The 21938-nt window shown below is 71.6% G+C and carries 16 protein-coding genes and 1 riboswitch; of the genes, 10 read left to right on the top strand and 6 right to left on the bottom strand.

From position 1 onward, the window contains the following. Nucleotides 1-127: 127 nt before the first annotated feature. Together ACF089_RS18150 and ACF089_RS18145 are read right to left on the bottom strand one after the other, a co-directional pair. Nucleotides 128-1261 (bottom strand): cystathionine gamma-lyase, encoded by a 1134-nt coding sequence (locus tag ACF089_RS18150; RefSeq protein WP_392027384.1) that lies wholly within the window; start codon nucleotides 1259-1261, stop codon nucleotides 128-130. A gap of 6 nt (nucleotides 1262-1267) precedes the next feature. Then, nucleotides 1268-1645 (bottom strand): phage holin family protein, encoded by a 378-nt coding sequence (locus ACF089_RS18145; protein WP_392027382.1) that lies wholly within the window; start codon nucleotides 1643-1645, stop codon nucleotides 1268-1270. 51 nt (nucleotides 1646-1696) lie between these two features. Between ACF089_RS18145 and ACF089_RS18140 the strand changes: the two genes are divergently transcribed. The 4 genes from ACF089_RS18140 to ACF089_RS18125 all read left to right on the top strand — a co-directional run bounded on the left by ACF089_RS18140 (nucleotide 1697) and on the right by ACF089_RS18125 (nucleotide 4092). Further along, nucleotides 1697-2014, top strand: coding sequence for a cupin domain-containing protein (locus ACF089_RS18140; protein WP_392027379.1), 318 nt, complete (start codon nucleotides 1697-1699; stop codon nucleotides 2012-2014). Between the two features lie 327 nt (nucleotides 2015-2341). Next, on the top strand, nucleotides 2342-2554 hold the full coding sequence (locus tag ACF089_RS18135) for a DUF5326 family protein (protein ID WP_392028157.1): 213 nt from the start codon (nucleotides 2342-2344) through the stop codon (nucleotides 2552-2554). A 206-nt stretch (nucleotides 2555-2760) separates the two neighbouring features. After that, nucleotides 2761-3531, top strand: coding sequence for an IclR family transcriptional regulator (locus tag ACF089_RS18130; protein WP_392027376.1), 771 nt, complete (start codon nucleotides 2761-2763; stop codon nucleotides 3529-3531). Between the two features lie 120 nt (nucleotides 3532-3651). Beyond that, the gene (locus ACF089_RS18125; protein ID WP_392027373.1) at nucleotides 3652-4092 is read left to right on the top strand and encodes an SsgA family sporulation/cell division regulator; all 441 of its coding nucleotides are present in this window, start codon (nucleotides 3652-3654) and stop codon (nucleotides 4090-4092) included. Nucleotides 4093-4204: 112 nt separating this feature from the next. Here ACF089_RS18125 and ACF089_RS18120 read toward each other — a convergent pair whose 3' ends face one another. After that, nucleotides 4205-5716 carry a YibE/F family protein gene (locus ACF089_RS18120; protein ID WP_392027370.1) on the bottom strand — a complete coding sequence of 504 codons (1512 nt, stop codon included), beginning with the start codon at nucleotides 5714-5716 and terminating at the stop codon, nucleotides 4205-4207. Between the two features lie 71 nt (nucleotides 5717-5787). Further along, a riboswitch (TPP riboswitch) is annotated at nucleotides 5788-5945 on the top strand. Here ACF089_RS18120 and thiC point away from each other — a divergent pair. Continuing rightward, nucleotides 5938-7716 (top strand): phosphomethylpyrimidine synthase ThiC, encoded by a 1779-nt coding sequence (thiC, locus tag ACF089_RS18115; protein ID WP_392027367.1) that lies wholly within the window; start codon nucleotides 5938-5940, stop codon nucleotides 7714-7716. It overlaps the preceding riboswitch by 8 nt. Nucleotides 7717-7897: 181 nt before the next feature. On the opposite strand, the gene ACF089_RS18110 is transcribed toward thiC, so the two are convergent. The 3 genes from ACF089_RS18110 to ACF089_RS18100 form a co-directional block, all read right to left on the bottom strand. Further along, nucleotides 7898-8725, bottom strand: coding sequence for a hypothetical protein (locus ACF089_RS18110; RefSeq protein ID WP_392027364.1), 828 nt, complete (start codon nucleotides 8723-8725; stop codon nucleotides 7898-7900). A gap of 148 nt (nucleotides 8726-8873) precedes the next feature. Beyond that, nucleotides 8874-10085 (bottom strand): metallophosphoesterase, encoded by a 1212-nt coding sequence (locus tag ACF089_RS18105; protein WP_392027361.1) that lies wholly within the window; start codon nucleotides 10083-10085, stop codon nucleotides 8874-8876. A 174-nt stretch (nucleotides 10086-10259) separates the two neighbouring features. Continuing rightward, the gene (locus ACF089_RS18100) at nucleotides 10260-11372 is read right to left on the bottom strand and encodes a LacI family DNA-binding transcriptional regulator (RefSeq protein WP_392027358.1); all 1113 of its coding nucleotides are present in this window, start codon (nucleotides 11370-11372) and stop codon (nucleotides 10260-10262) included. Nucleotides 11373-11815: 443 nt separating this feature from the next. On the opposite strand from ACF089_RS18100, the gene hisC reads away from it, so the two are divergent. The 5 genes from hisC to ACF089_RS18075 all read left to right on the top strand — a co-directional run bounded on the left by hisC (nucleotide 11816) and on the right by ACF089_RS18075 (nucleotide 21824). Then, nucleotides 11816-12895 carry a histidinol-phosphate transaminase gene (hisC, locus tag ACF089_RS18095; RefSeq protein ID WP_392027355.1) on the top strand — a complete coding sequence of 360 codons (1080 nt, stop codon included), beginning with the start codon at nucleotides 11816-11818 and terminating at the stop codon, nucleotides 12893-12895. Nucleotides 12896-13594: 699 nt separating this feature from the next. Then, complete coding sequence (locus tag ACF089_RS18090; protein ID WP_392027352.1) at nucleotides 13595-15103, top strand: cytochrome ubiquinol oxidase subunit I; 1509 nt, start codon at nucleotides 13595-13597, stop codon at nucleotides 15101-15103. Nucleotides 15104-15125: 22 nt separating this feature from the next. Beyond that, nucleotides 15126-16127, top strand: a complete 1002-nt coding sequence (cydB, locus tag ACF089_RS18085; RefSeq protein ID WP_392027350.1) for a cytochrome d ubiquinol oxidase subunit II — start codon at nucleotides 15126-15128, stop codon at nucleotides 16125-16127. 73 nt (nucleotides 16128-16200) lie between these two features. Then, on the top strand, nucleotides 16201-19743 hold the full coding sequence (cydD, locus tag ACF089_RS18080) for a thiol reductant ABC exporter subunit CydD (RefSeq protein WP_392027348.1): 3543 nt from the start codon (nucleotides 16201-16203) through the stop codon (nucleotides 19741-19743). A 317-nt stretch (nucleotides 19744-20060) separates the two neighbouring features. After that, nucleotides 20061-21824 (top strand): GAF domain-containing sensor histidine kinase, encoded by a 1764-nt coding sequence (locus ACF089_RS18075; RefSeq protein WP_392027344.1) that lies wholly within the window; start codon nucleotides 20061-20063, stop codon nucleotides 21822-21824. Nucleotides 21825-21938 lie beyond the last annotated feature (114 nt).

Genomic DNA, 21938 nt, shown 5'->3' with positions numbered 1-21938 from the left:
GCCCGCCAGGATGTTCGCGAACCTACCCTGCCCGGACGGGTTCCGCGGCTTTCTCCGGAGATCACGGCAGACTGATCGCCGCGCTCCGGACCGGTGCGGGGCTCTGCCCGCCCCGGTCGCCCGACGGCTACCCGGCGGCCGCGTCCAGCGCCCGCAGGACGTCCGCCACCAGATCGGCGGTGTCCTCCGCGCCCGCCGAGAACCGGATGAAGCCCTCCGGCACCGCGTCACCGCCCCAGCGGCCCCGGCGCTCCGCCGACGAGCGCACCCCGCCGAAGCTCGTCGCGTCGTCCACCAGCCGCAGCGCGTCGAGGAAACGCTCCGCGTGCCCGCGGTCGGGCAGCACGAAGGAGACGACCCCGCCGTACCGCCGCATCTGCCGGGAGGCGAGGGCGTACGACGGATCCGACGGCAGCCCGGGACAGCGCAGCCCGGTGACCTCCGCCCGATCGACGAGAGCCTCGGCGACCGCCAGCGCGTTCGCGCAGCTCCGGTCGTTCCGCAGCTGGAGCGTGGCGAGCGAACGGTGCGCGAGCCAGGCCTCCATCGGCCCGGGAATCGCCCCGACGACCTTCCGCCAGCGCCGCACCTCCGCGGCCCGCTCGGCGTCGCGGCAGGTCACATGGCCGAGCAGGATGTCTCCGTGGCCCGTCATCCCCTTGGTGTCGCTGGCCACCGAGAAGTCCGCGCCCAGCTCCAGCGGACGCTGCCCCATCGGCGTCGCGAGGGTGTTGTCCACCGCGACCAGCATGCCCCGGGCGTGCGCCGCGTCCGCGAGACGCCGTACATCGCACACATCGAGCCCCGGATTGGACGGCGTCTCGATCCACAGCAGCCGCGCGCCCGGCAGCGCCTCCAGCTGGGCGTCGCCCGCCGTCGGCGCGGTCCTGACCTCGACGCCGTACGCCGTGAGCTGTTCGCCGATCAGCGGCAGCGCCTGATAGCCGTCGGAGGGCAGCACCACCGCGTCCCCGGATCTCAGCTGGGAGAAGAGCACCGCGGAGATCGCGGCCATCCCGGAGGCGAAGGTCACCGTCTCGACCTCCTCCCCCGGCGCCTCCAGCTCCCCGATCGCCCGCTCCAGATGCGTCCAGGTCGGATTGGAGTCCCGCCCGTAGGTGTACGCCCCGGTCGGCTCGCCCGGCAGATGGAAGTGGGCCGCGAAGACGGGCCCCGGCAGGGCCGGCTCGTGCCGCACCGGCTCGGGCAGCCCCGCCCGTACCGCGCGCGTACCGTCTCCCAACAACTCTGACCTGGTCATACGCGCTCAGTCCCCATCGGGCAGGGCGACGTTCAGGGCCCAGGAAACGACCGAGACGATCAGTCCGCCGAGTACGGCGGTCCAGAAGCCGTCGACATGGAAGGAGAGGTCGAACTGGTCGGCGAGCCAGGAGGTCAGCATCAGCATCAGGGCGTTGACGACCAGCGTGATCAGCCCCAGCGTGAGGATGAACAGTGGCAGCGTCAGCAGCTTCACCAGAGGTTTGACGACGAAGTTGACCAGACCGAAGAGGAGCGCGACGACCAGCAGGGTCCCGGCCTTCTTCGCGGTGCTGTCACCGCTGAGGGTGATACCGCCGACCAGCCAGATGGCCACGGCCAGCGCACCCGCGTTGGCGAGCGTCTTGACGAGGAAATTCAACATGTGTCTGATCGTGACAGACGTGATCGGGACGACGGCAGGGGCGGACGCACGATGAAGGCTTTCCGGCTGGACGAGCTGGAGGCGGAACGCCTCGCGAACGACGGCGCGTATCTGCAGTTCCTGCGGGAGCGGAATATGTCGGTGGGGCTCTACGCGCTCGACGCGGGGCAGCTCGACGCACAGCGGCCGCACCGGCAGGACGAGGTCTACTTCGTCGTCAGCGGCCGGGCGGCGATCACGGTCGGCGAGGAGACGACGCAGGTCGCACGGGGCAGCGTGGTCTATGTGCCCGCCGGAGTGCCCCACAGGTTCCACCACATCACCGAGGCCCTGCGGGTCATGGTGGTCTTCTCGCCCGCCGAGGGCTGAGCCGCCTCCCGGACGGGCCCCGGGCGCGGGAGGGGCCGGCGGCCGGACCGGAAGGCCCGCCTCCTGGGGAAGGCCGCCAGGCCGGACCGGACGGCCCCGGGCGCGAGGAACGGCGGGTCCTCCTGGGGACCGACCACCGGACGCCGGTCCTCCGGCCTGAAGCGGAGGCCGGCCCCGCCCCCTCCCTAAGGGTTCGGTCAGGGGAGAGCAAGGGATCACGGCCCCCCGTTCCGCCCTCCGGCCGCCTAGCATCGAGACCACGAGCACGATCCCGGAGAGCCGTCGGACACCGTCGGACGCAGCAGAGAAAGAGGTAGGGCGATGGCAGTGAAGGAGATCTTCACCGGGATGCCGTGGTGGGTGAAGTGGGTCGCGGTTCCCCTCATAGTCCTCGTCGTGTTCGGCGGGATGATCCTCAGCGTGGTCGGCTTCGTGATCGGCCTGCTCTTCAAGGCGCTGCTCCTGGTGGCGCTGGTCGCCGGACTCGTCTTCGTCGTACGGAAGTTCACGGCTTCCTCGAACTCGCGAGGGGACTGGTAACCACTGGCGGTACAAGTGTTAACCCGGCCGGGGGAACACCTGTTGACCACCAGATCCATCCGCTGGGGCGGCCGTTACAGTGACAGGCCGCCGCCACGGCCTCTGGTGTCCCTTCCGGGAGACTCCCGGAAGCCCTGTGCGGCGGGCACGCGGGGGCGGCCCCCGCGGGCGGGCGAGTCGCCCGTCACCATGCCCGGGGGTGACCTTTGGCCACAGGTACGAGCGACACTGCCCCGACGCTCATCGGTTCGGTGCAGCGGGCCCTGCGGCTGCTGGAGGCCGTCGCCGGTCATCCGGACGGCGCGCCCGCCAAGCAGCTCGCCCGGGAAGCGGCCATTCCCCTTCCCACCGCCTACCATCTGCTGCGCACCCTGACCCACGAGGACTATCTGCGCCGCGAGAAGGGCGTCTTCCTCCTCGGCGGCGCGGTCGGCCGACTGGTGCTCGGCGAGTCCGTGCAGAATCGTCGCAGCAGACTCGACGAGACGCTGGAGCACTGGCGGGACGCCATCGGAGCGCCGGTCTACTTCGCGCTCTACCGCGAGGGTGAGATCGAACTCGTCGGCTGCGCGGACTCCCCGTACGCCCCCGCGGTCGAGGAGTGGGCGAACTTCCGGGAGACCGGCCACGCGCACGCCGTCGGCCAGTGCCTGCTGAGCCAGCTCGGCCGGAGGGCCCGGGCCGACCATCTCGACCGTCACCCGGTGCAGCCGGTGACGCCCTACTCCGTACGGGACCGGCGCGCCCTGCTGGAACGGCTCGACGCCACGGGGCGGATGGAGCCGGTGATCGAGCGCCAGGAGTACGCGCTCGGCACGGTCTGCGCCGCCGTTCCGGTCACCGTCGGATCGACCGCCGCGGCGATGGCGATTTCCCTGCCTCTCCACCAGGAGAGCCGGCTGCTTCCCGCCGTCGAACAGTTACGCAACGGAGTGGGCGGCCTGCTGAACACGCTCGCCTTCTCTATCAGTATCTGAAAAATCACTGCTTGTAGTCCTCTAGCGCATACAGCACGATTGCGGCAAGAGGGTCAAGGGGATCATTCCTGGCCGTTTTCGACGGTCATTCAGCAGTCTTCCTTCACTGCGGGGTAAACGATGCGCGAATCGGTGCAGGCCGAGGTCCTGATGAGCTTTCTCGTCTCCGAGGAGCTCTCGTTCCGGATCCCGGTGGAGCTTCGGTACGGGACGGAGGATCCGTACGCCGTGCGGATGACCTTCCATCTGCCCGGAGACGCACCGGTGACCTGGGCCTTCAGTCGCGATCTGCTGCTGGACGGGCTGCTGGGCCCGGCCGGTGAGGGCGATGTCCACATCGCGCCCGCCGGGCCGGAGGAGCCGGCCGATCTCGGCATCCGGCTCCAGGTCGGCGGCGACCGGGCGCTCTTCCTGGTGAGCGCCGCGCCGGTGGTGGCCTTCCTCGATCGCACCGACAGGCTGGTGCCGCTCGGCAAGGAGCGGGCGTACGGCGACTTCGAGGGCGATCTCGACCGGGCGCTCACCGGGATCCTCGTGGAGGCCGAGGAGAACGCGGGCTGATCCTCGGCGCCGGCTCCGGGGGAACGCGGACTGATCCTCGGCGCTGCTCCTGAGGAGAACGGGGCCGGTCCTCGGCGCTGCTCCTGGCGGGAACGAGAGCCGGTCCTCGGCGCTACTTCTTCCGCCGCCGTCCCTTGCCGCCGCCCAGCCCCGGCAGACCGCCGCGCCGCGCCCCCGCGCTCTCCGCGACGACCGGGGCGGCCGTCGCCGGGGCGGCGGCCCGTGCGAAGACCGCGGAGCCGGCGCCGCCGCCCACGGGCGAACTCTGGGGCCGGTCGGCGGAGACGACCAGCGCCGCGAGCGCCGTCGTCACCGGCACTGAGGCGACCAGACCGATCGACCCGATGAGGGTCCGTACGATCTCCGCCGCCACCACCTCGCTGTTGGCGACCGTCCCCACCGCGCTCTGCGCGATCGAGAACAGCAGAAGCAGCGGCAGCGCGGCGCCCGCGTAGGCCAGGACAAGGGTGTTGACCACCGAGGCGATATGGTCCCGGCCGATTCTGATGCCCGCGCGGTACAGCGCTCTCGGCCCCATGTCCGGATTGGCCTGGCGCAGCTCCCACACCGCCGAGGTCTGGGTCACCGTCACATCGTCCAGCACACCGAGCGAACCGATGATCACACCAGCCAGCAGCAGTCCGCTCATGTCGATGTTCGGATAGAGGCCGTGGATCAGACCGGTGTTGTCGTCCGTGTTGCCGGACAGACTCGCCCACCCGATGAAGACCGACCCCAGCAGCCCGATCAGTATCAGCGAGATCAGGGTGCCCAGGACCGCCACCGAGGTGCGCGCGGTCAGTCCGTGGCAGGTGTAGAGCGCGATCAGCATGATGGCGCTCGCCCCGACCACCGCGACGATCAGCGGATTGGAGCCCTGGAGGATCGCGGGCAGGATGAAGAGGGTCAGCACGGCGAACGACGCGGCCAGCGCGATCAGCGCCATCAACCCGCGCATCCGTCCCACCAGCACCACCGCGAGCGCGAAGACGCCGGCCAGCAGGGCCATCGGAAGCGTACGGTCCACATCGATCACCGCGTACTGGAGTTCGCGGGGAGCGTCCGGCGCGTACGCCACCACCACCTCCTGCCCCTGCTTCAACTGCCGTGACGCCTCGGGCTGGACGATCTCGGTGAAGGTGCGGCCCTGGTTCTTCCCGGTGGTGACCTTGATCTCGGCCTTGCCACAGGTTCCCTTGGCCGAGTTGACCGCCTCCCGGCCCTGGGGGGTGGAGGTGTCCCCGGTCGGCGGCACCTGACCGGCGTTCACCTCCTTGCAGTCGACCTGGACGACCCGGGTGACCATCGCCTCCTCGGTCTGCCGGTCGAAGCCCACACCGGTGCGCTCGTGGCCGGGCGCCGAGCCGGGCCAGAGCACCACGAGCCCCACCACCACGGCGGTGGCGAAGGGGATCAGCACCGCCGCGATGACCCGGCGCAGATGCCGGGAGACGGGCGCTGCCGGGCCGTGGCTGTGGCTGTGCGAGTGACCGTGAGCATGCCCGGCCGGCTCGGACGGATACGGCCTCGGCGGCTCCGGCGGCGGGCCCGGCGGGGGCCGGTGCGGACCGGGATCCGGTCGGGGATCGGGATCCTGCTGGGGGTCGGGCGGCGAAGAGGTCACCGACCGATCATCGCAAGAACGGAGGAGGGCCTCTGTTCAGCACGCCAGAAAGGACGCTAGCGTGGTGCCACCTTTGCACACGCGGGAGCTCGGAGCACCGGGCTGAGAGGGCGCTGATCTCCGTACGAGCCGACCGGCCGACGCCGGTGACGGGCCGCGGGAACCGCTGCGTCGACCGCCGAACCTGTTACCGGGTAATGCCGGCGTAGGGAGTAGGTCTCATGACCGTTCAGGATGCACGCACGCCTGCCGTCGACCGGACCGCCGGGGACGGCGAGCGCAAGCCGGGCTGGCACAAGGGATATGTCGAGGGCTCCCGCCCCGATCTCCGGGTGCCAGTCCGTCAGGTGCACCTCACCAATGGCACGGATGTGACGCTGTACGACACGTCCGGCCCTTACACCGATCCCGCCGTCGAGACCGATGTACGGCGGGGGCTGTCGCCGCTGCGGGAGAACTGGATCATCGGCCGGGGCGACACCGAGGAGTACGCGGGCCGTCCGGTCCGCCCGGAGGACGACGGCGTCAAGCACACCTCGCCGCGCGGCGGCCTCAAGAACCTCGACGCGGTCTTCCCCGGCCGCCCGCGCCTGCCCCGCCGGGGCCGCGAGGGCCGGGCGGTGACCCAGCTCGCGTACGCGCGCCGGGGCGAGATCACCCCGGAGATGGAGTACGTGGCCATCCGGGAGAACGTCTCCCCCGAGGTGGTGCGCGAGGAGATCGCGGCGGGCCGGGCCGTACTGCCCGCCAATGTGAACCACCCGGAGATCGAGCCGATGATCATCGGCAAGAAGTTCCTGGTCAAGGTCAACGCCAACATCGGCAACTCCGCGGTCACCTCCTCCATCGAGGAGGAGGTGGAGAAGATGACCTGGGCGACGCGCTGGGGCGCGGACACGGTCATGGACCTGTCGACCGGGCGCAATATCCACACCACCCGCGAGTGGGTGCTGCGCAACTCCCCCGTGCCGATCGGGACCGTCCCGCTCTACCAGGCGCTGGAGAAGGTCGACGGCCGGGCCGAGGAGCTGACCTGGGAGGTCTACAAGGACACCGTGATCGAGCAGGCCGAGCAGGGCGTCGACTACATGACGGTCCACGCGGGGGTGCTGCTGCGGTACGTCCCGCTGACCGCGCGCCGCAAGACCGGCATCGTCTCGCGCGGCGGGTCGATCATGGCCGCGTGGTGTCTCGCGCACCACAAGGAGTCGTTCCTCTACGAGAACTTCGAGGAGCTGTGCGAGATCCTCGCCGCGTACGACGTCACCTACTCGCTCGGCGACGGTCTGCGGCCCGGGTCGATAGCGGACGCCAACGACGAGGCGCAGTTCGCGGAGTTGGAGACGCTCGGGGAACTCAACCGGATCGCCAAGCGTTTTCAGGTACAGACGATGATCGAAGGCCCCGGTCACGTCCCGATGCACAAGATCAAGGAGAACATCGACCTCCAGCAGGAGATCTGCGAGGAGGCCCCCTTCTATACGCTCGGCCCGCTCACCACGGACGTGGCCCCCGCGTATGACCACATCACCTCCGGCATCGGGGCGGCGATGATCGCCTGGTGGGGCACCGCGATGCTCTGCTATGTCACGCCCAAGGAGCACCTGGGCCTGCCCAACCGCGACGATGTGAAGACCGGCGTCATCACCTACAAGATCTCCGCGCACGCGGCCGATCTCGCCAAGGGGCACCCCGGGGCGCAGGAATGGGACGACGCGCTGTCCGACGCGCGGTTCGAGTTCCGGTGGGAGGACCAGTTCAATCTGGCCCTCGACCCGGACACGGCACGGGAGTTCCACGACGAGACGCTGCCGGCCGAGCCGGCGAAGACCGCCCACTTCTGCTCGATGTGCGGTCCGAAGTTCTGCAGCATGAAGATCTCCCAGGACATCAGGAGGAAGCACGGCCAGTCGCAGCAGGAGATCGAGGACGGGATGAGCGAGAAGTCCGCGGAGTTCGCCGCCGCGGGCAACCGGGTGTATCTGCCGATCGCCGAGTGAGACCGGCCGGGGCGCCCGCCCCGAGCCGGGCGGCTGCCCGGGCCCGTGTCGCCGGGTGCTGTGACCCGGGTGAACGGGCGGGCGGTCCGTTCACCGGGGCCCTGTGGCCCCGGAGCGGTGGACGGGCCGGCGGCCCCGGGGCCCGCGGAGCCGTGGGCGGGACGCCGGGCCCGGCCGGCGGTCATCGCTCCGGGCCGGGCCGCGGGCCCCCGAAGTCGGGGCTGGTGAAGGCGGCTCCCCGGTCGGGCGGCGCGCCCCCGGCCGGGTCCGGCCCGGGACCCTCCGGAGCACCCGGCGGGTCCGGGGACGTCGGATCCGCGTCGGGATCCGACAGTGCCGCCCGCAGGAACGGCAGAATGCCCCGCTCCAGCAGGGCGTGGAGCCAGGCATCCTTGGCGCGGTCCACCTCGTCGGGGAATCCCTCGGCCGGCTCCTCGGCGGGGACCTCCGTCGCGGCGTTGCCCAGGGCGGTGCGCAGCAGGGCCGCCGCGGCGAAGAGGATGGCGGCCGCCGTCGCCGCCGCGAAGAACCAGCCCGCGGTGACCAGGGGCGTGGCGATGGAGGGAGCGGGATCGAGCGCTTTCAGCAGATGGCCGACGAGGAGGAAGATCAGCGCCGCCGTACCGGCGAGGACCGGCGCGAGCACGGTGATCACGGCCGTGAGCCCGGCGCCGCTCTCCGCCGTACCGCCGTCGGCCGTACCGCTCTCCGCCGTACCGCTTCCGGGCGTACCGCCTTCGGAGGTCGCGGCGGCGCGCGGGGCGGCCGGGGACGAGGGGGAGCGGGTCTCCTCGCGGATCGCGGTGTAGTGCTCGTACTCGGCCGCGGCCGCCCCGGCGATCAGGGACGTGGCGTTCAGGGCCATGGTGCGCAGTTGTGTGGGGTTCAGTCGCCGTCCCACGGCGGCGAGATCCGGACGGTCGTGGGCGTTGCGCAGTGCCTCGTCGAGGATCCGCTCGTACTCGGCGCGGTCCTCGTGCAGCAGGTGCGGAGCGCTTTTCATGTGCATCCCCCGATGCTCCGCCGCGCCGGGCGGTCCGGACACGGCCGGACCACGGGGCTGGGACGGAGGAGAGACTGCTACGGATAAGCCGATGGTAGAGCCGCAACACCGGGGCGTGACAGGGGATTTCGGTAACAGCGTGCGCCGGTTCCGCTCAGCGGGGGAGCGGAAGCTGGACGACCAGCAGCTTTCCGGCCATGGTCACACCGCCGTCCATGGCGATCGCGAGCCCGTCCGCGTAGACGTGCGGCCCCTCGACCACCGGACGCTCGCCGTCCTCGCCCTCCTCGGTGCCGACCTCGCCCAACAGATAGGGGATGGGGCTGTGACCGTGCACGATACGGGCGCCGCCGTAGGTGGAGAGCAGTTCCCGCACGGCCTGGGGGCCGGCCTCGTCGCGGAAGGCGAAGCGCTTGGTGAGCTTGCGGAAGAGGTCCCAGCACTCGTCGGCGTCATTGCGGGTCAGGATCTCGTGGACGGTCTCGTTGACGTCCTCGATGGTCGATCCGTACTCGAGATAGGCCGTGGTGTCGGAGTGGACGAGCAGATGTCCGTCCTCCTCGACCACCGCGTCGAGGCGGGCCATCCACTGGAGGTGGACGTCCTGGAGCCGGTCCATATCGCTCTTCTGGCCGCCGTTGAGCAGCCAGGCGGCCTGGAAGGTGGCGGTCCCGGCCCCGGAGTTGACCGGGGTGTCGGAGAACCGCTTGGCGCCCAGGAGAAGCAGTTCGTGGTTGCCCATCAGGGCCTTGCAGTAGCCGCCGGCGGCGGCCGCCTCGGCGGAGAGCCGCATCACGAGATCGATGACGCCGATGCCGTCGGGGCCTCGGTCGGTGAAGTCGCCGAGGAACCAGAGGCGGGCGTTCCGGGCGGCCCAGCGGCCCTCGGCGTCGATCAGCCCCTGTGCGGCGAGCGCGGCGACGAGTTCGTCCAGATAGCCGTGGACGTCGCCGACCACATAGAGCGGGCCGAGACCGTCGGCCCCGGGAGAGCCGTCGGGCGCGGGCGCCGGGACGGCTTCGACCGGCGCGCCGCGGCCGATGACCGGCAGATCGCGCTCGGTGGGGGTGTAGCCGTCCGGCAGCTCCCCCTCCGGCACGGCGTCGCCGGGGTGGGCGGGCGCGGGGCGGCTCGGGGGCGCGGGCGGCGGGCCCGGCGGGGGCGGCGGGGGCGGCGGAGGCGGCGGCCCCTGCGGCGGCGGGGGAGTCTGTGGAACATGGGCCTGGGGCGGCGCCTGTGGCGCCGGAGGCTGTTCCCGCCCCTCCGGCGTCTGCGACTGCACGGGTACTTGCGCGTACGGCGGAACGCGGAAATCGCGCAATGTCGCCGTCCGCACCACGGGTCCCTGACCGGCCCCCTGAGTCATCGACCCCTCCACCACCGTCGCGCCGCCGTTCACCTCTCGGCCCAGCCTGGTCGGGGTGGTCCGCGGTGTCGTGCGCCCATCATAGGAATGAGGTCCGCGCTCTGTGACGCACCAGGGGTGGTGAATCGGTCCGTACCCCTGATGCGTCGGTTGTTTCGTCCTGATTGAGGAGTTCTAGTCGGGTGCGGGGGAACGGGGTGCGCTCACCGTCGTCCTCGGCGAGCGGCGCTGTGAGGACGTCCGGACGATCAGTTCCGTCGGTATCACCTGCTCGACCGGCCGCCCCTCGTCGATTCCCTCGATCGCGTCGATGAGGAGCTGGACGACCGCCGTGCCGATTCTGCGCGGTTTGAGTGAGAGCGTGGTGATGGGCGGTTCGGTGGCGGCGTACACCGTGGACTCGCTGCAGCAGACGAGCAGCAGATCCTCGGGGACGCGCAGACCGTACCTCCGCGCCGCGGCGAGGAGATCGGTGCCATTGGGGTCGAAGAGCCCGTAGACGGCATCGGGCCGGTCCGGGCGGGCGAGCAGCCGGTCGGCGGCCACGGCCCCGGCACAGGGGTCGTGAGCGGGGTAGGACTCGTATACCGGGTCCTGTCCCACGCGCTCGCACCAGCGGAGATAGGCGGTGGTGGACAGTCGGGTGTAGGTGTCGGTGGTGGTGCCGGTGAGGAGTCCGATTCTGCGGGCCCCGGCGTCGGCGAGATGGTCGAGCAGATCGAGTACGGCTGCTTCGTGGTCGTTGTCGACCCAGGCGGTGACCGGGAGGGTGCCGGCCGGGCGGCCGTCGGAGACGACGGGCAGCCCCTGGCGGACGAGTTCGGTCACGACCGGGTCGTGGTCGGAGGGATCGATGACGACCGTGCCGTCGAGGGCGACATTCGACCAGACGTCGTGACGGGAGGTGGCGGGGAGGATCACCAGCGCGTAGCCGCGGGCGAGCGCGGCCGAGGTCGCGGCCCTCGCCATTTCGGCGAAGTAGGCGAACTCCGTGAAGGTGAAAGGTTCATCCCCGTACGTCGTCACGGTCAGGCCGATGAGCCCCGACTTTCCGGTACGGAGGGTGCGGGCCGCCGCCGACGGGCGATAGCCCAGTCGGTCGGCGACCTCGCGGACATGCCGGCGGGTGGCGTCCGGGAGCCGGCCTTTCCCGTTGAGCGCGTCGGAGACAGTCGTGATGGAGACACCGGCTGCGGCGGCGACGTCTCGGATGCCCGCCCGACCTTGCCGGCTCCCCCGGCGGGATGTGTCCGTCCGGCTCACCTGATGCTTCCCTGCTGCTGTCATGGCGAGCCGATAGTAGGGCTCGCGCGGACGGTTGGGCCGGTCGCATATTCACTCGTTGACAGGCACGTTTCTGCATGATCATAACCCATCAACTGCCTTGGAATTTAAAGGAGTTGGCCGGTACATCTATGGTGAACTGGGTGTCTGGCGGCATGGCCCTGACGCTGGGGGGATGTCTCGAAGAGGTCTCAACTCACCTCTACGGGGGATGCGCGCCACGGCGCGAGCCACCGGCGCGCGCCAGGGAAGTGGGCGCTCCCCCACCCTTTACGGCCCGACCCGTACGCAGTCGGCGGGAATCCTCATAAGGTGAGCAGTAATGGTTCCGGGGCGTCGGATCGGCGCTCCGGCCGTGATCGTCCGAAGCTCAGGATGAGGCTTCGGACGAGATGAAGCGATGTGCTGGTTCCGTGATGTGGACGGACGGTCGAGGAGGACCTGCGGTGAGCGAGACGAGCCCCAAGCTGCGCGCCGAGCTGGACGGCATCCCCACATACAAGCCGGGGAGGCCCGCGGCCGCCGACGGCCCGGTCGCGTACAAGCTGTCGTCCAACGAGAACCCCTATCCGCCGCTGCCGGGGGTGATGGAGAGCACGCTCGCCGCGGCCCGCTCCTTCAACCGCTACCCGGACATGGCGTGCACCGGGCTGATGAACGAGCTGGCGGACCGCTTCGGCGTGCCGGTGGAGCATCTGGCCACCGGCACCGGCTCGGTGGGCGTGGCCCAGTCGCTGCTCCAGGCCACCTCGGGCCCGGGCGACGAGGTCGTCTACGCCTGGCGGTCCTTCGAGGCGTACCCGATCATCACCCGGATCAGCGGCGCCCGGCCGGTGGAGGTGCCGCTCACGGCCGGCGAGGTCCACGACCTCGACGCGATGGCCGACGCGGTCACCGACCGCACCCGGCTGATCTTCGTCTGCAACCCCAACAACCCGACCGGGACCGTGGTCCGCCGGGCCGAGCTGGAACGATTCCTCGACCGGGTGCCCTCGGACGTGCTGGTGGTGCTGGACGAGGCGTACCGGGAGTTCATCCGCGACCCCGAGGTGCCGGACGGGGTGGAGATCTACCGGGACCGCCCCAATGTGGCCGTGCTGCGCACCTTCTCCAAGGCGTACGGGCTCGCGGGGCTGCGGGTCGGCTTCGCGATCGCCCACGAGCCGGTGGCCGCCGCGCTGCGCAAGACCGCGGTGCCCTTCGGGGTGACCCAGCTCGCGCAGGACGCGGCGGTGGCGTCGCTGCGCGCCGAGGACGAGCTGCTGGGCCGGGTCGGCTCGCTGGTCTGCGAGCGGACCCGGGTGTACGAGGGCCTGGTCGGGCAGGGCTGGACCGTGCCCGAGACCCAGGCGAACTTCGTCTGGCTGCGGCTGGGCGGGCGTACGGCGGACTTCGCCGCGGCCTGTGAGGCGGCCGGGGTGACGGTGCGGCCCTTCGCGGGCGAGGGGGTGCGGATCACCATCGGCGAGGAAGAGGCCAATGATCTCTTCCTGCGCACCGCGGAGACGTTCCGCAAGGAGGGCTAGGCCCGGGCCCGGGCGGCCCGGGCGGCCCGGGCTTCCGGGGGTCGGCGAGCCTGCGCTCCCCGGCCGGCGCCCCGCCCTCCCGGGCGGCCCGTTGGCGGCCTCCACCCCGTCGCGCTCCCGGGGGCCGGGATGCACAGGGGCCCCGGGCCTCGGGATCCGCAGGGCCCCCGGGCCTCGGGATCCGCAGGGCCCTCCGGGGCCGACCCGGAGGCGCACCCGGGGCCGCTCGCCCCGGAGGCGCGTGCCCGGCTCCCGCTCGCCCGGCCCCCGGGCGGAATGCGCTCCGGAGGCGCGGCCGCGCCCCCGGATTCCGCCGGGCCCGCGCGCGCCCTCCGACCACCCGGCTCCGGAAGCGCCGCCGGTCCCGGACGCGCCCCGGCACCGCCCGGTCCCGGATGCCTCCGCCCCGGGGCCGCCCCCCGGAGTCAAGGGCGTGGATCAGTCATTTCCCGCAGGGTCCGGACCGCTCTCAGTCCGGGCCCTTTCGGTGTGCCCGGGGCGGGGCGATCACCGGCCTCCGGCCCGGATCACCCCGGATCCGCCCGAAGGGCACCCCCCGGTCATAGGTGTGGTTTTCGTATGGGTCATAATTGCTTGTGAATGTGAACGCGTTCACAAGCGTGTCCTGTTCATCCCGCGATCACTGGGATTATTCAGGCAAACTGCCGCTCGACCTCGTCGATGTAAGGAGATGACGACGTGGACTTGGCTTTGGCGCCGGAGACCTTGGCGCGATGGCAGTTCGGCATCACCACCGTCTACCACTTCCTCTTCGTCCCTCTCACGATCTCCCTCGCGGCCCTGACCGCGGGGCTCCAGACCGCCTGGGTCCGTACGGAGAACCAGAAGTACCTCAAGGCCACCAAGTTCTGGGGCAAGCTCTTCCTGATCAACATCGCCATGGGCGTCGTCACGGGCATCGTGCAGGAGTTCCAGTTCGGTATGAACTGGTCTGACTACTCCCGGTTTGTCGGCGACATCTTCGGGGCCCCCCTCGCCTTCGAAGCGCTGATCGCGTTCTTCTTCGAGTCGACCTTCATCGGGCTGTGGATCTTCGGCTGGGACAAGCTGCCGAAGAGGATCCATCTGGCCTGTATCTGGATGGTCTCGATCGGCACCATCTGCTCCGCCTACTTCATCCTGGCGGCCAACTCCTGGATGCAGCACCCCGTCGGGTACCGCATCAACGAGGAGCGCGGCCGGGCCGAGCTGACCGACTTCTGGAAGGTCCTCACCCAGGACACGGCGCTCACCCAGTTCTTCCACACGATCACCTCGGCCTTCCTCGTCGGCGGCGCGTTCATGGTCGGCATCGCCGCCTACCACCTGGCGCGCAAGAAGCACATCCCCGTGATGCGGACCTCGCTGCGGCTCGGTCTCGTCACCCTGATCACCGCCGGCTTCCTCACCGCCATCAGCGGCGATGTGCTCGGCAAGGTCATGTACCGCCAGCAGCCGATGAAGATGGCCGCCGCCGAGGCCCTGTGGGACGGCGAGGCGCCCGCCCCCTTCTCGATCTTCGCCTACGGCGATGTCGACGAGGGCCACAACAAGGTCGCCATAGAGATCCCGGGCCTGCTGTCCTTCCTGGCCAAGGGCGACTTCGAGTCGTACGTCCCCGGTATCAACGACATCAACAAGGCCGAGCAGGAGAAGTACGGACCGGGCGACTACCGGCCCAACATCCCCGTCGCCTACTGGGGCTTCCGCTGGATGATCGGCTTCGGCATGGCGTCGGTCACCATCGGTCTGCTCGGCCTCTGGCTCACCCGCAAGAGGTTCCTGCTGCCGGCCGCGCTGCGCACGGGCGAGGACGAGGTGCCGCATCTCGTGCTCTTCCGGAACAAGCCGCTGAGCCCGCGCTTCAGCAAGTGGTACTGGGTCACCGCGCTCTGGACCATGACCTTCCCGCTGATCGCCACCTCCTGGGGCTGGATCTTCACCGAGATGGGCCGTCAGCCGTGGGTGGTGTACGGAGTGCTGCGCACCCGTGACGCGGTCTCCCCCGGGGTCTCCCAGGGCGAGGTCCTCACCTCGATGATCATCTTCACCGCCCTCTACGCGGTGCTCGCGGTGATCGAGTTCAAGCTGATGGTCAAGTACGCCAAGGCGGGACCGCCCGAGCTGACCGAGGCAGACCTCAACCCGCCCACCAAGATCGGCGGCGACGACCGTGACGCCGACCGTCCGATGGCCTTCTCGTACTGAGGCCCTGAGGAGCTGCTGAGTCATGGAACTCCACGACGTCTGGTTCGTCCTGATCGCCGTCCTGTGGACCGGCTACTTCTTCCTCGAAGGCTTCGACTTCGGGGTGGGCGTCCTGACCAAACTGCTCGCCCGGGACCGGAAGGAACGGCGGGTACTGATCAACACCATCGGGCCCGTCTGGGACGGCAACGAGGTGTGGCTGCTCTCCGCGGGCGGCGCGACCTTCGCCGCCTTCCCCGACTGGTACGCCACCCTCTTCTCCGGCTTCTACCTCCCGCTGCTGCTGATCCTGGTCTGTCTGATCGTGCGCGGTGTGTCCTTCGAGTACCGCCACAAGCGGCCCGAGGACCGCTGGCAGACCAACTGGGAGAACGCGATCTTCTGGACCTCGCTGCTGCCGGCCTTCCTCTGGGGAGTGGCCTTCGGCAACATCGTCCGCGGAGTGAAGATCGACGCGCAGAAGGAGTACGTCGGCAATGTCTTCGATCTCCTCAACGCCTACTCGCTCCTCGGCGGGCTGGTCACGCTCACCCTCTTCACCTTCCACGGCACCGTCTTCGTCGCCCTGAAGACGGTGGGGGACATCCGCACCCGGGCCCGCGCCCTGGCGCTGAAGCTCGGACTGCTCACCGCCGTCCTGGCGCTCGGCTTCCTGGTCTGGACCCAGGCCATGCGCGGCGACGGCAGCAGCCTGGTCGCCATGGCCGTCGCGGTGGTGTCCCTGGTGGCGGCGATCGGCGCGAATCAGGCGGGGCGCGAGGGCTGGGCGTTCGCGCTCTCCGGAGTGACCATCGTGGCCGCCGTCGCGATGCTCTTCCTGACGCTCTTCCCGAACGTCATGCCGTCCTCGCTCGACGACGCCTGGAACCTCACGGTCACCAACGCCTCGTCCACCCCCTACACGCTCACCATCATGACCTGGTGCGCCGGGATCGCCACCCCGGTCGTGCTGCTCTACCAGGGCTGGACGTACTGGGTGTTCCGCAAGCGGATCGGCACCCAGCACATCGCCGACGCCCACTAGGCCCGTCTTCCGGGCGGGCCCGGCACGATCCGAACCAGGGCTCAGCACCGCCCATCGGTCTCATCAGCAGGGGATGTTTCACGTGAAACCGATCGACCCGCGACTGCTCCGGTACGCCCGGGCCACCCGTGGCTTTCTGCTCGCGGTGGTGCTTCTCGGACTGGTCGGGGCGGCGCTGGTCGTCGCCCAGGCGATGCTCATCGCCGAGGTGGTGGTGGGGGCCTTCCAGAAGGACCTCACCGCCTCCGCCCTGGCGACCCCGCTGGCCCTGCTGGCGGCGGTCGCCGTCGGCCGGGCCGGGGTCTCCTGGCTCACCGAACTCGCGGCGCACCGCGCCAGCGCGGCCGTCAAGTCCGAGCTGCGGGAGCGACTGCTCGCCCGCACCGCCGAACTCGGCCCGGGATTCCTGAGCCGGCAGCGCACCGGATCGCTGGTCGCGCTCGCCACCCGGGGCATCGACGCCCTGGACGACTACTTCTCGCGCTATCTGCCGCAGCTCGGCCTCGCGGTCGTGGTGCCGGTGGCGGTGCTGGTCCGGATCGTCACCGAGGACTGGGTCTCCGCCGCCATCATCGTGGGCACCCTGCCGCTGATCCCCATCTTCATGGTGCTCATCGGCTGGGCCACCCAGAACCGGATGGACCGTCAGTGGCGGCTGCTGTCCCGGCTCTCGGGCCACTTCCTCGACGTGGTCTCCGGACTGCCCACCCTCAAGGTCTTCGGACGGGCCAAGGCCCAGGCCGACTCGATCCGCTCCATCACCTCGGAGTACCGGCGGGCCACCATGCGCACGCTGCGGATCGCCTTCATCTCCTCCTTCGCCCTGGAACTGCTCTCCACCCTCTCCGTCGCCCTGGTCGCCGTCACCATCGGCATGCGGCTGGTCCACGGCGACATGGACCTCTACACCGGCCTCGTCATCCTCGTCCTGGCCCCCGAGGCCTATCTGCCCATCCGGACGGTGGGCACCCAGTACCACGCGGCCGCCGAGGGACTCTCCGCCGCCGAGGAGATCTTCACCGTCCTGGAGACGCCCGCCCGCGCCGGCGGCACCCGGTGGACGCCCCGCGCACCGCGACTGGAACTCGACGCGGTCACCGTCCGCCACCCCGGACGCGGCGAACCCTCGCTCGACGCCGCCTCGCTGACCGTGGAGCCGGGGGAGACCGTCGCCCTGGTCGGACCGAGCGGCATCGGCAAGTCCACCCTGCTCGATGTCGTCCTCGGCTTCACCGAACCGACCGAGGGCCGGGTGCGGATCGGCGGCGTCGACCTCGGCGAGCTGGATCCGGACCACTGGCGCGGACAGATCGCCTGGGTGCCGCAGCGGCCGTATCTGTTCGCCGGGACCATCGCCGAGAACGTCCGGCTGGCCCGGCCCGGCGCCGACGACGACGCCGTGCGGACCGCGCTGCGGGACGCCGGGGCGGACGACTTCGTCGGCGCGCTCCCCGACGGCGCGGACACCGTGCTCGGCGAGGACGGCGCGGGGCTCTCCGCGGGTCAGCGCCAGCGGCTCGCCCTGGCCAGGGCCTTTCTCGCCGACCGCCCGCTGCTGCTGCTCGACGAGCCGACGGCCGCACTGGACGGCGAGACCGAGGCCGGCCTCGTCGAGGCGGTACGCCGGCTGACGGCGGGCCGGACCGTGCTGCTCGTGGTCCACCGCCCCGCCCTGCTCGCCGTGGCCGACCGCGTGGTCACCCTCGCCCGCCGCGCCTCCGCCGTCCCGGAGCCGGTGCGCACCGCCCCTGCGAAGGCCCCGGACCCGTGGACCGTGACGACGGAGCCCCTGGACGAGGACCCGTACAGCTTCGCCGGAGACGGCGCCTCCGGCGGCGAACCGGTGCTCACCCGGGTACGGAACGCCGCCGGGACCGAGCGGGCGCGCTTTTGGCTCGGCATGCTGCTCGGCAGCCTCGCCCTCGGATCCGCCGTGGGGCTGATGGCCGTCTCCGGCTATCTCATCTCCCGCGCCTCCGAGATGCCGCCCGTGCTCTATCTGATGATGGCCGTGACGGCGACCCGCGCCTTCGGCATCGGCCGGGCCGTCTTCCGCTACGCCGAACGGCTGGTCTCCCACGACGCCGTCCTGAGGATGCTCGCCGGGCTGCGGGTCGCGGTCTACCGCCGGCTGGAGCGGATCTCCCCCGCCGGGCTCCGGCGGACCAGGCGCGGCGATCTGCTCTCCCGGCTCGTCACCGATGTGGACGCCCTCCAGGACTACTGGCTCCGCTGGCTGCTGCCGGTCGGCTCCGCCGTGGCCGTGGGCGTGGGATCCGTCGCGTTCACCGTCTGGCTGCTGCCCGAGGCCGGGGCGGTCCTCGCCGTCGGCCTGCTCGCCGCGGGACTGCTCGTACCGCTGCTCAGCGGGGTGGTCGCCCGCCGCGCCGAGCGGCAGCTCGCCCCGGCCCGCGGGGCGCTCGCCACCCGGCTGGTCGATCTGCTCCGCGGCACCGCCGAACTCACCGTCGCCGGGGCGCTCCCCGGCCGGCTCGACGGCGCCCGGGAGGCCGACCGCCGGCTCACCCGGATCGCCGCACGGACCGCCGCCGCCACCGCGCTCGGCAGCGGGCTCACCACCCTGATCTGCGGACTCACCGTCGTCCTCGCCTCCCTGGCCGGAGTGCGGGCGGTGGCCGACGGCCGGCTCGACGGCGTCCTGCTCGCGGTCGTCGTCCTCACCCCCCTCGCCGCCTTCGAGGCCGTCACCGCGCTGCCGCTCGCCGTCCAGTACCGCCAGCGGGTCAGGCGGAGCGCCGAGCGGGTGTACGAGGTGCTGGACGCGCCCGTGCCCGTCCACGAGCCGGAGCACCCGGCCGCCGCGCCCGCGAGCGCGTTCCCGCTGCGGGTGCGCGGGCTGCGGGCCCGGTACCCGGGAGCCGAGCGCGACGCGCTCGCCGGACTGGACCTCACGCTCACCGCCGGCCGCCGGGTCGCCGTCGTCGGCGTCTCGGGCTCCGGGAAGACCACCCTCGCCCAGGTGCTGCTCCGCTTCCTCGACGCCCACGGCGGCGACTACACGCTGGGCGGGACGCCCGCCCGGGAGCTGGACGGGGACGACGTCCGGCGGCTCGTCGGGCTCTGCGCGCAGGACGCCCATCTCTTCGACAGCTCCGTACGGGAGAACCTGAGGCTCGCGCGTCCGGAGGCGACCGAGGACGAGCTGCGGCGGGCGCTCGCCGACGCCCGGCTGCTGGAGTGGGTCGACGAGCTGCCCGAAGGGCTCGACACCCTGGTCGGCGAGCACGGCGCACAGCTCTCCGGCGGCCAGCGGCAGCGGCTGGCGCTGGCCCGCGCGCTCCTCGCGGACTTCCCGGTGCTGGTGCTCGACGAGCCCGCCGAGCATCTCGACCTGGCGACCGCCGACGCGCTGACCGCCGATCTGCTCGCGGCCACCGAGGGCCGTACGGCACGGGGCGCGGCCACCGTGCTGATCACCCACCGGCTGCGGGGCCTCGACGCCGTGGACGAGATCGTCGTACTGGAGGACGGCCGGGCGGTGCAGCGCGGCCCGTACGCGGAGCTGGCCGAGACCGAGGGGCCGCTGCGGCGGATGCTGGAGCGGGAGCGGGCCGCGGATCTCCTCGGCGAGCGGCTGACGACGGTCGGCGGCTGACCGGCGGACCAGGGGACCGGCTGAGCGGCGGGCCGGCGGACCAGGGGATCGGCGGACCGGCGGACCGGCTGACCGGCGGGGGAGCGGGAGGCGGTACGGGAACGGGGGCGCCCGCCCTCGTCCCCGTACCCGCGTCCGCGCGGTGGAGGCCCGCCGCCCGGCGACGGACCGGCCCGGTGTCCCGCCGCCGGGCGGCCGTGGACCGGCCCGGTGCCTTGCCCGGGCGGCCGTGGAGCGGGGCCGTCGGGCGGCGGAAAGCGGTCGGTCGAGCGGTGGCCGACTTTCCTCCCCAAATGGGAATTACTAGGCTCGACGGCATGACCGTGCCCGAACCGAAGGACGCGCGGGACCCCGAGGAGCCTTCCGATCCGGCGGAACCCGGCGGATCGAGGGATCCGCTCGAAGCCGCGACCGTGGCGACGCGCAGCCTCCAGGGCCTGTCCACCGAGCTGACCGCCCGGGTGCCGCAGCTGCTGGAGGCCATGCGCTCGGTCGGAACCGGTCTGGAACTGCACTCCACCCTCGACCGGATCTGCGAGACCGCCGCCGAACTCGCCGACGCCCGCCATGCCGCCATCGGCGTCGTGGACGAGGAGGGCAAGGGGCTCTCCGACTTCGTGACCTACGGCGTCGGCGAGGACGTCGCCCGGCGGATCGGGCGCAGACCGGACGGTCACCGGGGGCTCCTCGGCGCGCTGATCCACGATCCCGCCCCGGTCAGACTGGCCGATCTCACCTCCGATCCGCGCTTCGCCGGATTCCCCCCGGGCCATCCGCCGATGCGGACCTTCCTCGGCGTCCCCATCCGGGTCCAGGGCGAGATCTTCGGCAATCTCTATCTGGCGGAGAAGAACGGCGGGGGCGAGTTCAACGACTACGACCTCCACATGGTGCGCGTCCTCGCCACCGAGGCCGGCATCGCCATCGGCAACGCCCGGCTCTACGAGGCCGCCCGCCAGCGGGAGCGCTGGATCGACGGATCCGTCGCCGTCACCACCGCCCTGCTCTCCGGCCAGGACGCCGACGAGGCCCTCTCCGTCGTCGCCGAACAGTCCCGCAGACTGGCCGACGCCGACGCCGGGATCGTCATGCTGCCCGCCGCGGAGGGCGGGCTGGAGATCGCCGCCGTCGCCTCGGACCACCCCGTGTCCACGCTGCTGGGCATGGTCATCCCGGCGGAGAGCCCCGTGGTCGCCGCGCTGCTGGCCGGTGAGCCGGTCTTCATCGCGGACGCGGCCACCGATCCGCGCGTCATCACCAGATCGGCCGAGCGGTACGGGCCGAGCATGATGCTGCCCCTGCACAGCGGCGGGCGGGTGCTCGGGGCGCTCGCCACGCCGAGGGTGCGCGGCGCCCGTCAGTTCAGCGAGGCCGAGCGGACCCTGGCGACCCAGTTCGCCTCGCAGGCCGCGCTGGCGCTGATCATGGCGGAGGCGCAGCGGGACCGGGAGCGGCTCGCGGTCTTCGAGGACCGCGACCGCATCGCCCGCGATCTGCACGATCTGGTGATCCAGCGGCTGTTCGCCACCGGGATGATGCTGGAGGGGGCCCAGCGCAAGTCGATGGTGCCCGCGGTGCAGGACGGCGTCGGCAAGGCGGTCGACGAGCTGGACGTGACCATCCAGGAGATCCGTACGGCGATCTTCGCGCTCCAGCAGGGCCCGGCCGAGGCGCCGGCGGGGCTGCGCACCCGGGTGCTGCGGGAGATCAATATGGCGGCGGTGCCGCTCGGCTTCCGGCCCGGGCACCGGTTCGTCGGGCCGGTGGACTCCGCCGTCGGCGAGCTGACCGGCAAGAATCTGATCGCGGCGCTGCGGGAGGCGCTGTCCAACGCCTTCCGGCACGCGGAGGCGTCCCGTATCGAGGTCGTGGTGGACGCCACCGTCGCCCTTCCCGACGGATCCGGCGGGGTACGGCTGACGGTCGCCGACGACGGGGTGGGGATCCCGGACGGCGGCCGCCGCAGCGGGCTGCGGAATCTCGCCCGGCGGGCCGAGTCGCTGGGCGGCTCGAGCGGCTGCGGCCCGGGGATCGGGGAGGACGGGCGGGGGACGACCGTGAGCTGGGAGGCCCCGCTGTAGCCTCCCGTGCCCCGTGCCCCGTGCCCCGTGCCCCCGTGCCGGGGCCGTCGGGCCGGGGCCGCCGTGCGCCGGAGCCGCCCGTGCCTTCCTTCGTGCTCGCGGGGCGGAGCGGGG

Origin of the sequence: Streptomyces sp. NPDC014894 (assembly GCF_043080985.1) — a bacterium.
In the GTDB taxonomy this organism is placed as follows: domain Bacteria; phylum Actinomycetota; class Actinomycetes; order Streptomycetales; family Streptomycetaceae; genus Streptomyces.
This window is presented reverse-complemented; position numbering and strand designations above follow the sequence as displayed.

Coding starts and splice junctions, on each gene's coding strand:
- ACF089_RS18150 (WP_392027384.1), bottom strand. CDS start 1,261: ATGACCAGGTCAGAGTTGTTGGGAGACGGTACGCGCGCGGTACGGGCG.
- ACF089_RS18145 (WP_392027382.1), bottom strand. CDS start 1,645: ATGTTGAATTTCCTCGTCAAGACGCTCGCCAACGCGGGTGCGCTGGCC.
- ACF089_RS18140 (WP_392027379.1), top strand. CDS start 1,697: ATGAAGGCTTTCCGGCTGGACGAGCTGGAGGCGGAACGCCTCGCGAAC.
- ACF089_RS18125 (WP_392027373.1), top strand. CDS start 3,652: ATGCGCGAATCGGTGCAGGCCGAGGTCCTGATGAGCTTTCTCGTCTCC.
- thiC (WP_392027367.1), top strand. CDS start 5,938: ATGACCGTTCAGGATGCACGCACGCCTGCCGTCGACCGGACCGCCGGG.
- ACF089_RS18110 (WP_392027364.1), bottom strand. CDS start 8,725: ATGCACATGAAAAGCGCTCCGCACCTGCTGCACGAGGACCGCGCCGAG.
- ACF089_RS18105 (WP_392027361.1), bottom strand. CDS start 10,085: ATGACTCAGGGGGCCGGTCAGGGACCCGTGGTGCGGACGGCGACATTG.
- ACF089_RS18100 (WP_392027358.1), bottom strand. CDS start 11,372: ATGACAGCAGCAGGGAAGCATCAGGTGAGCCGGACGGACACATCCCGC.
- cydB (WP_392027350.1), top strand. CDS start 15,126: ATGGAACTCCACGACGTCTGGTTCGTCCTGATCGCCGTCCTGTGGACC.
- cydD (WP_392027348.1), top strand. CDS start 16,201: ATGTTTCACGTGAAACCGATCGACCCGCGACTGCTCCGGTACGCCCGG.
- ACF089_RS18075 (WP_392027344.1), top strand. CDS start 20,061: ATGACCGTGCCCGAACCGAAGGACGCGCGGGACCCCGAGGAGCCTTCC.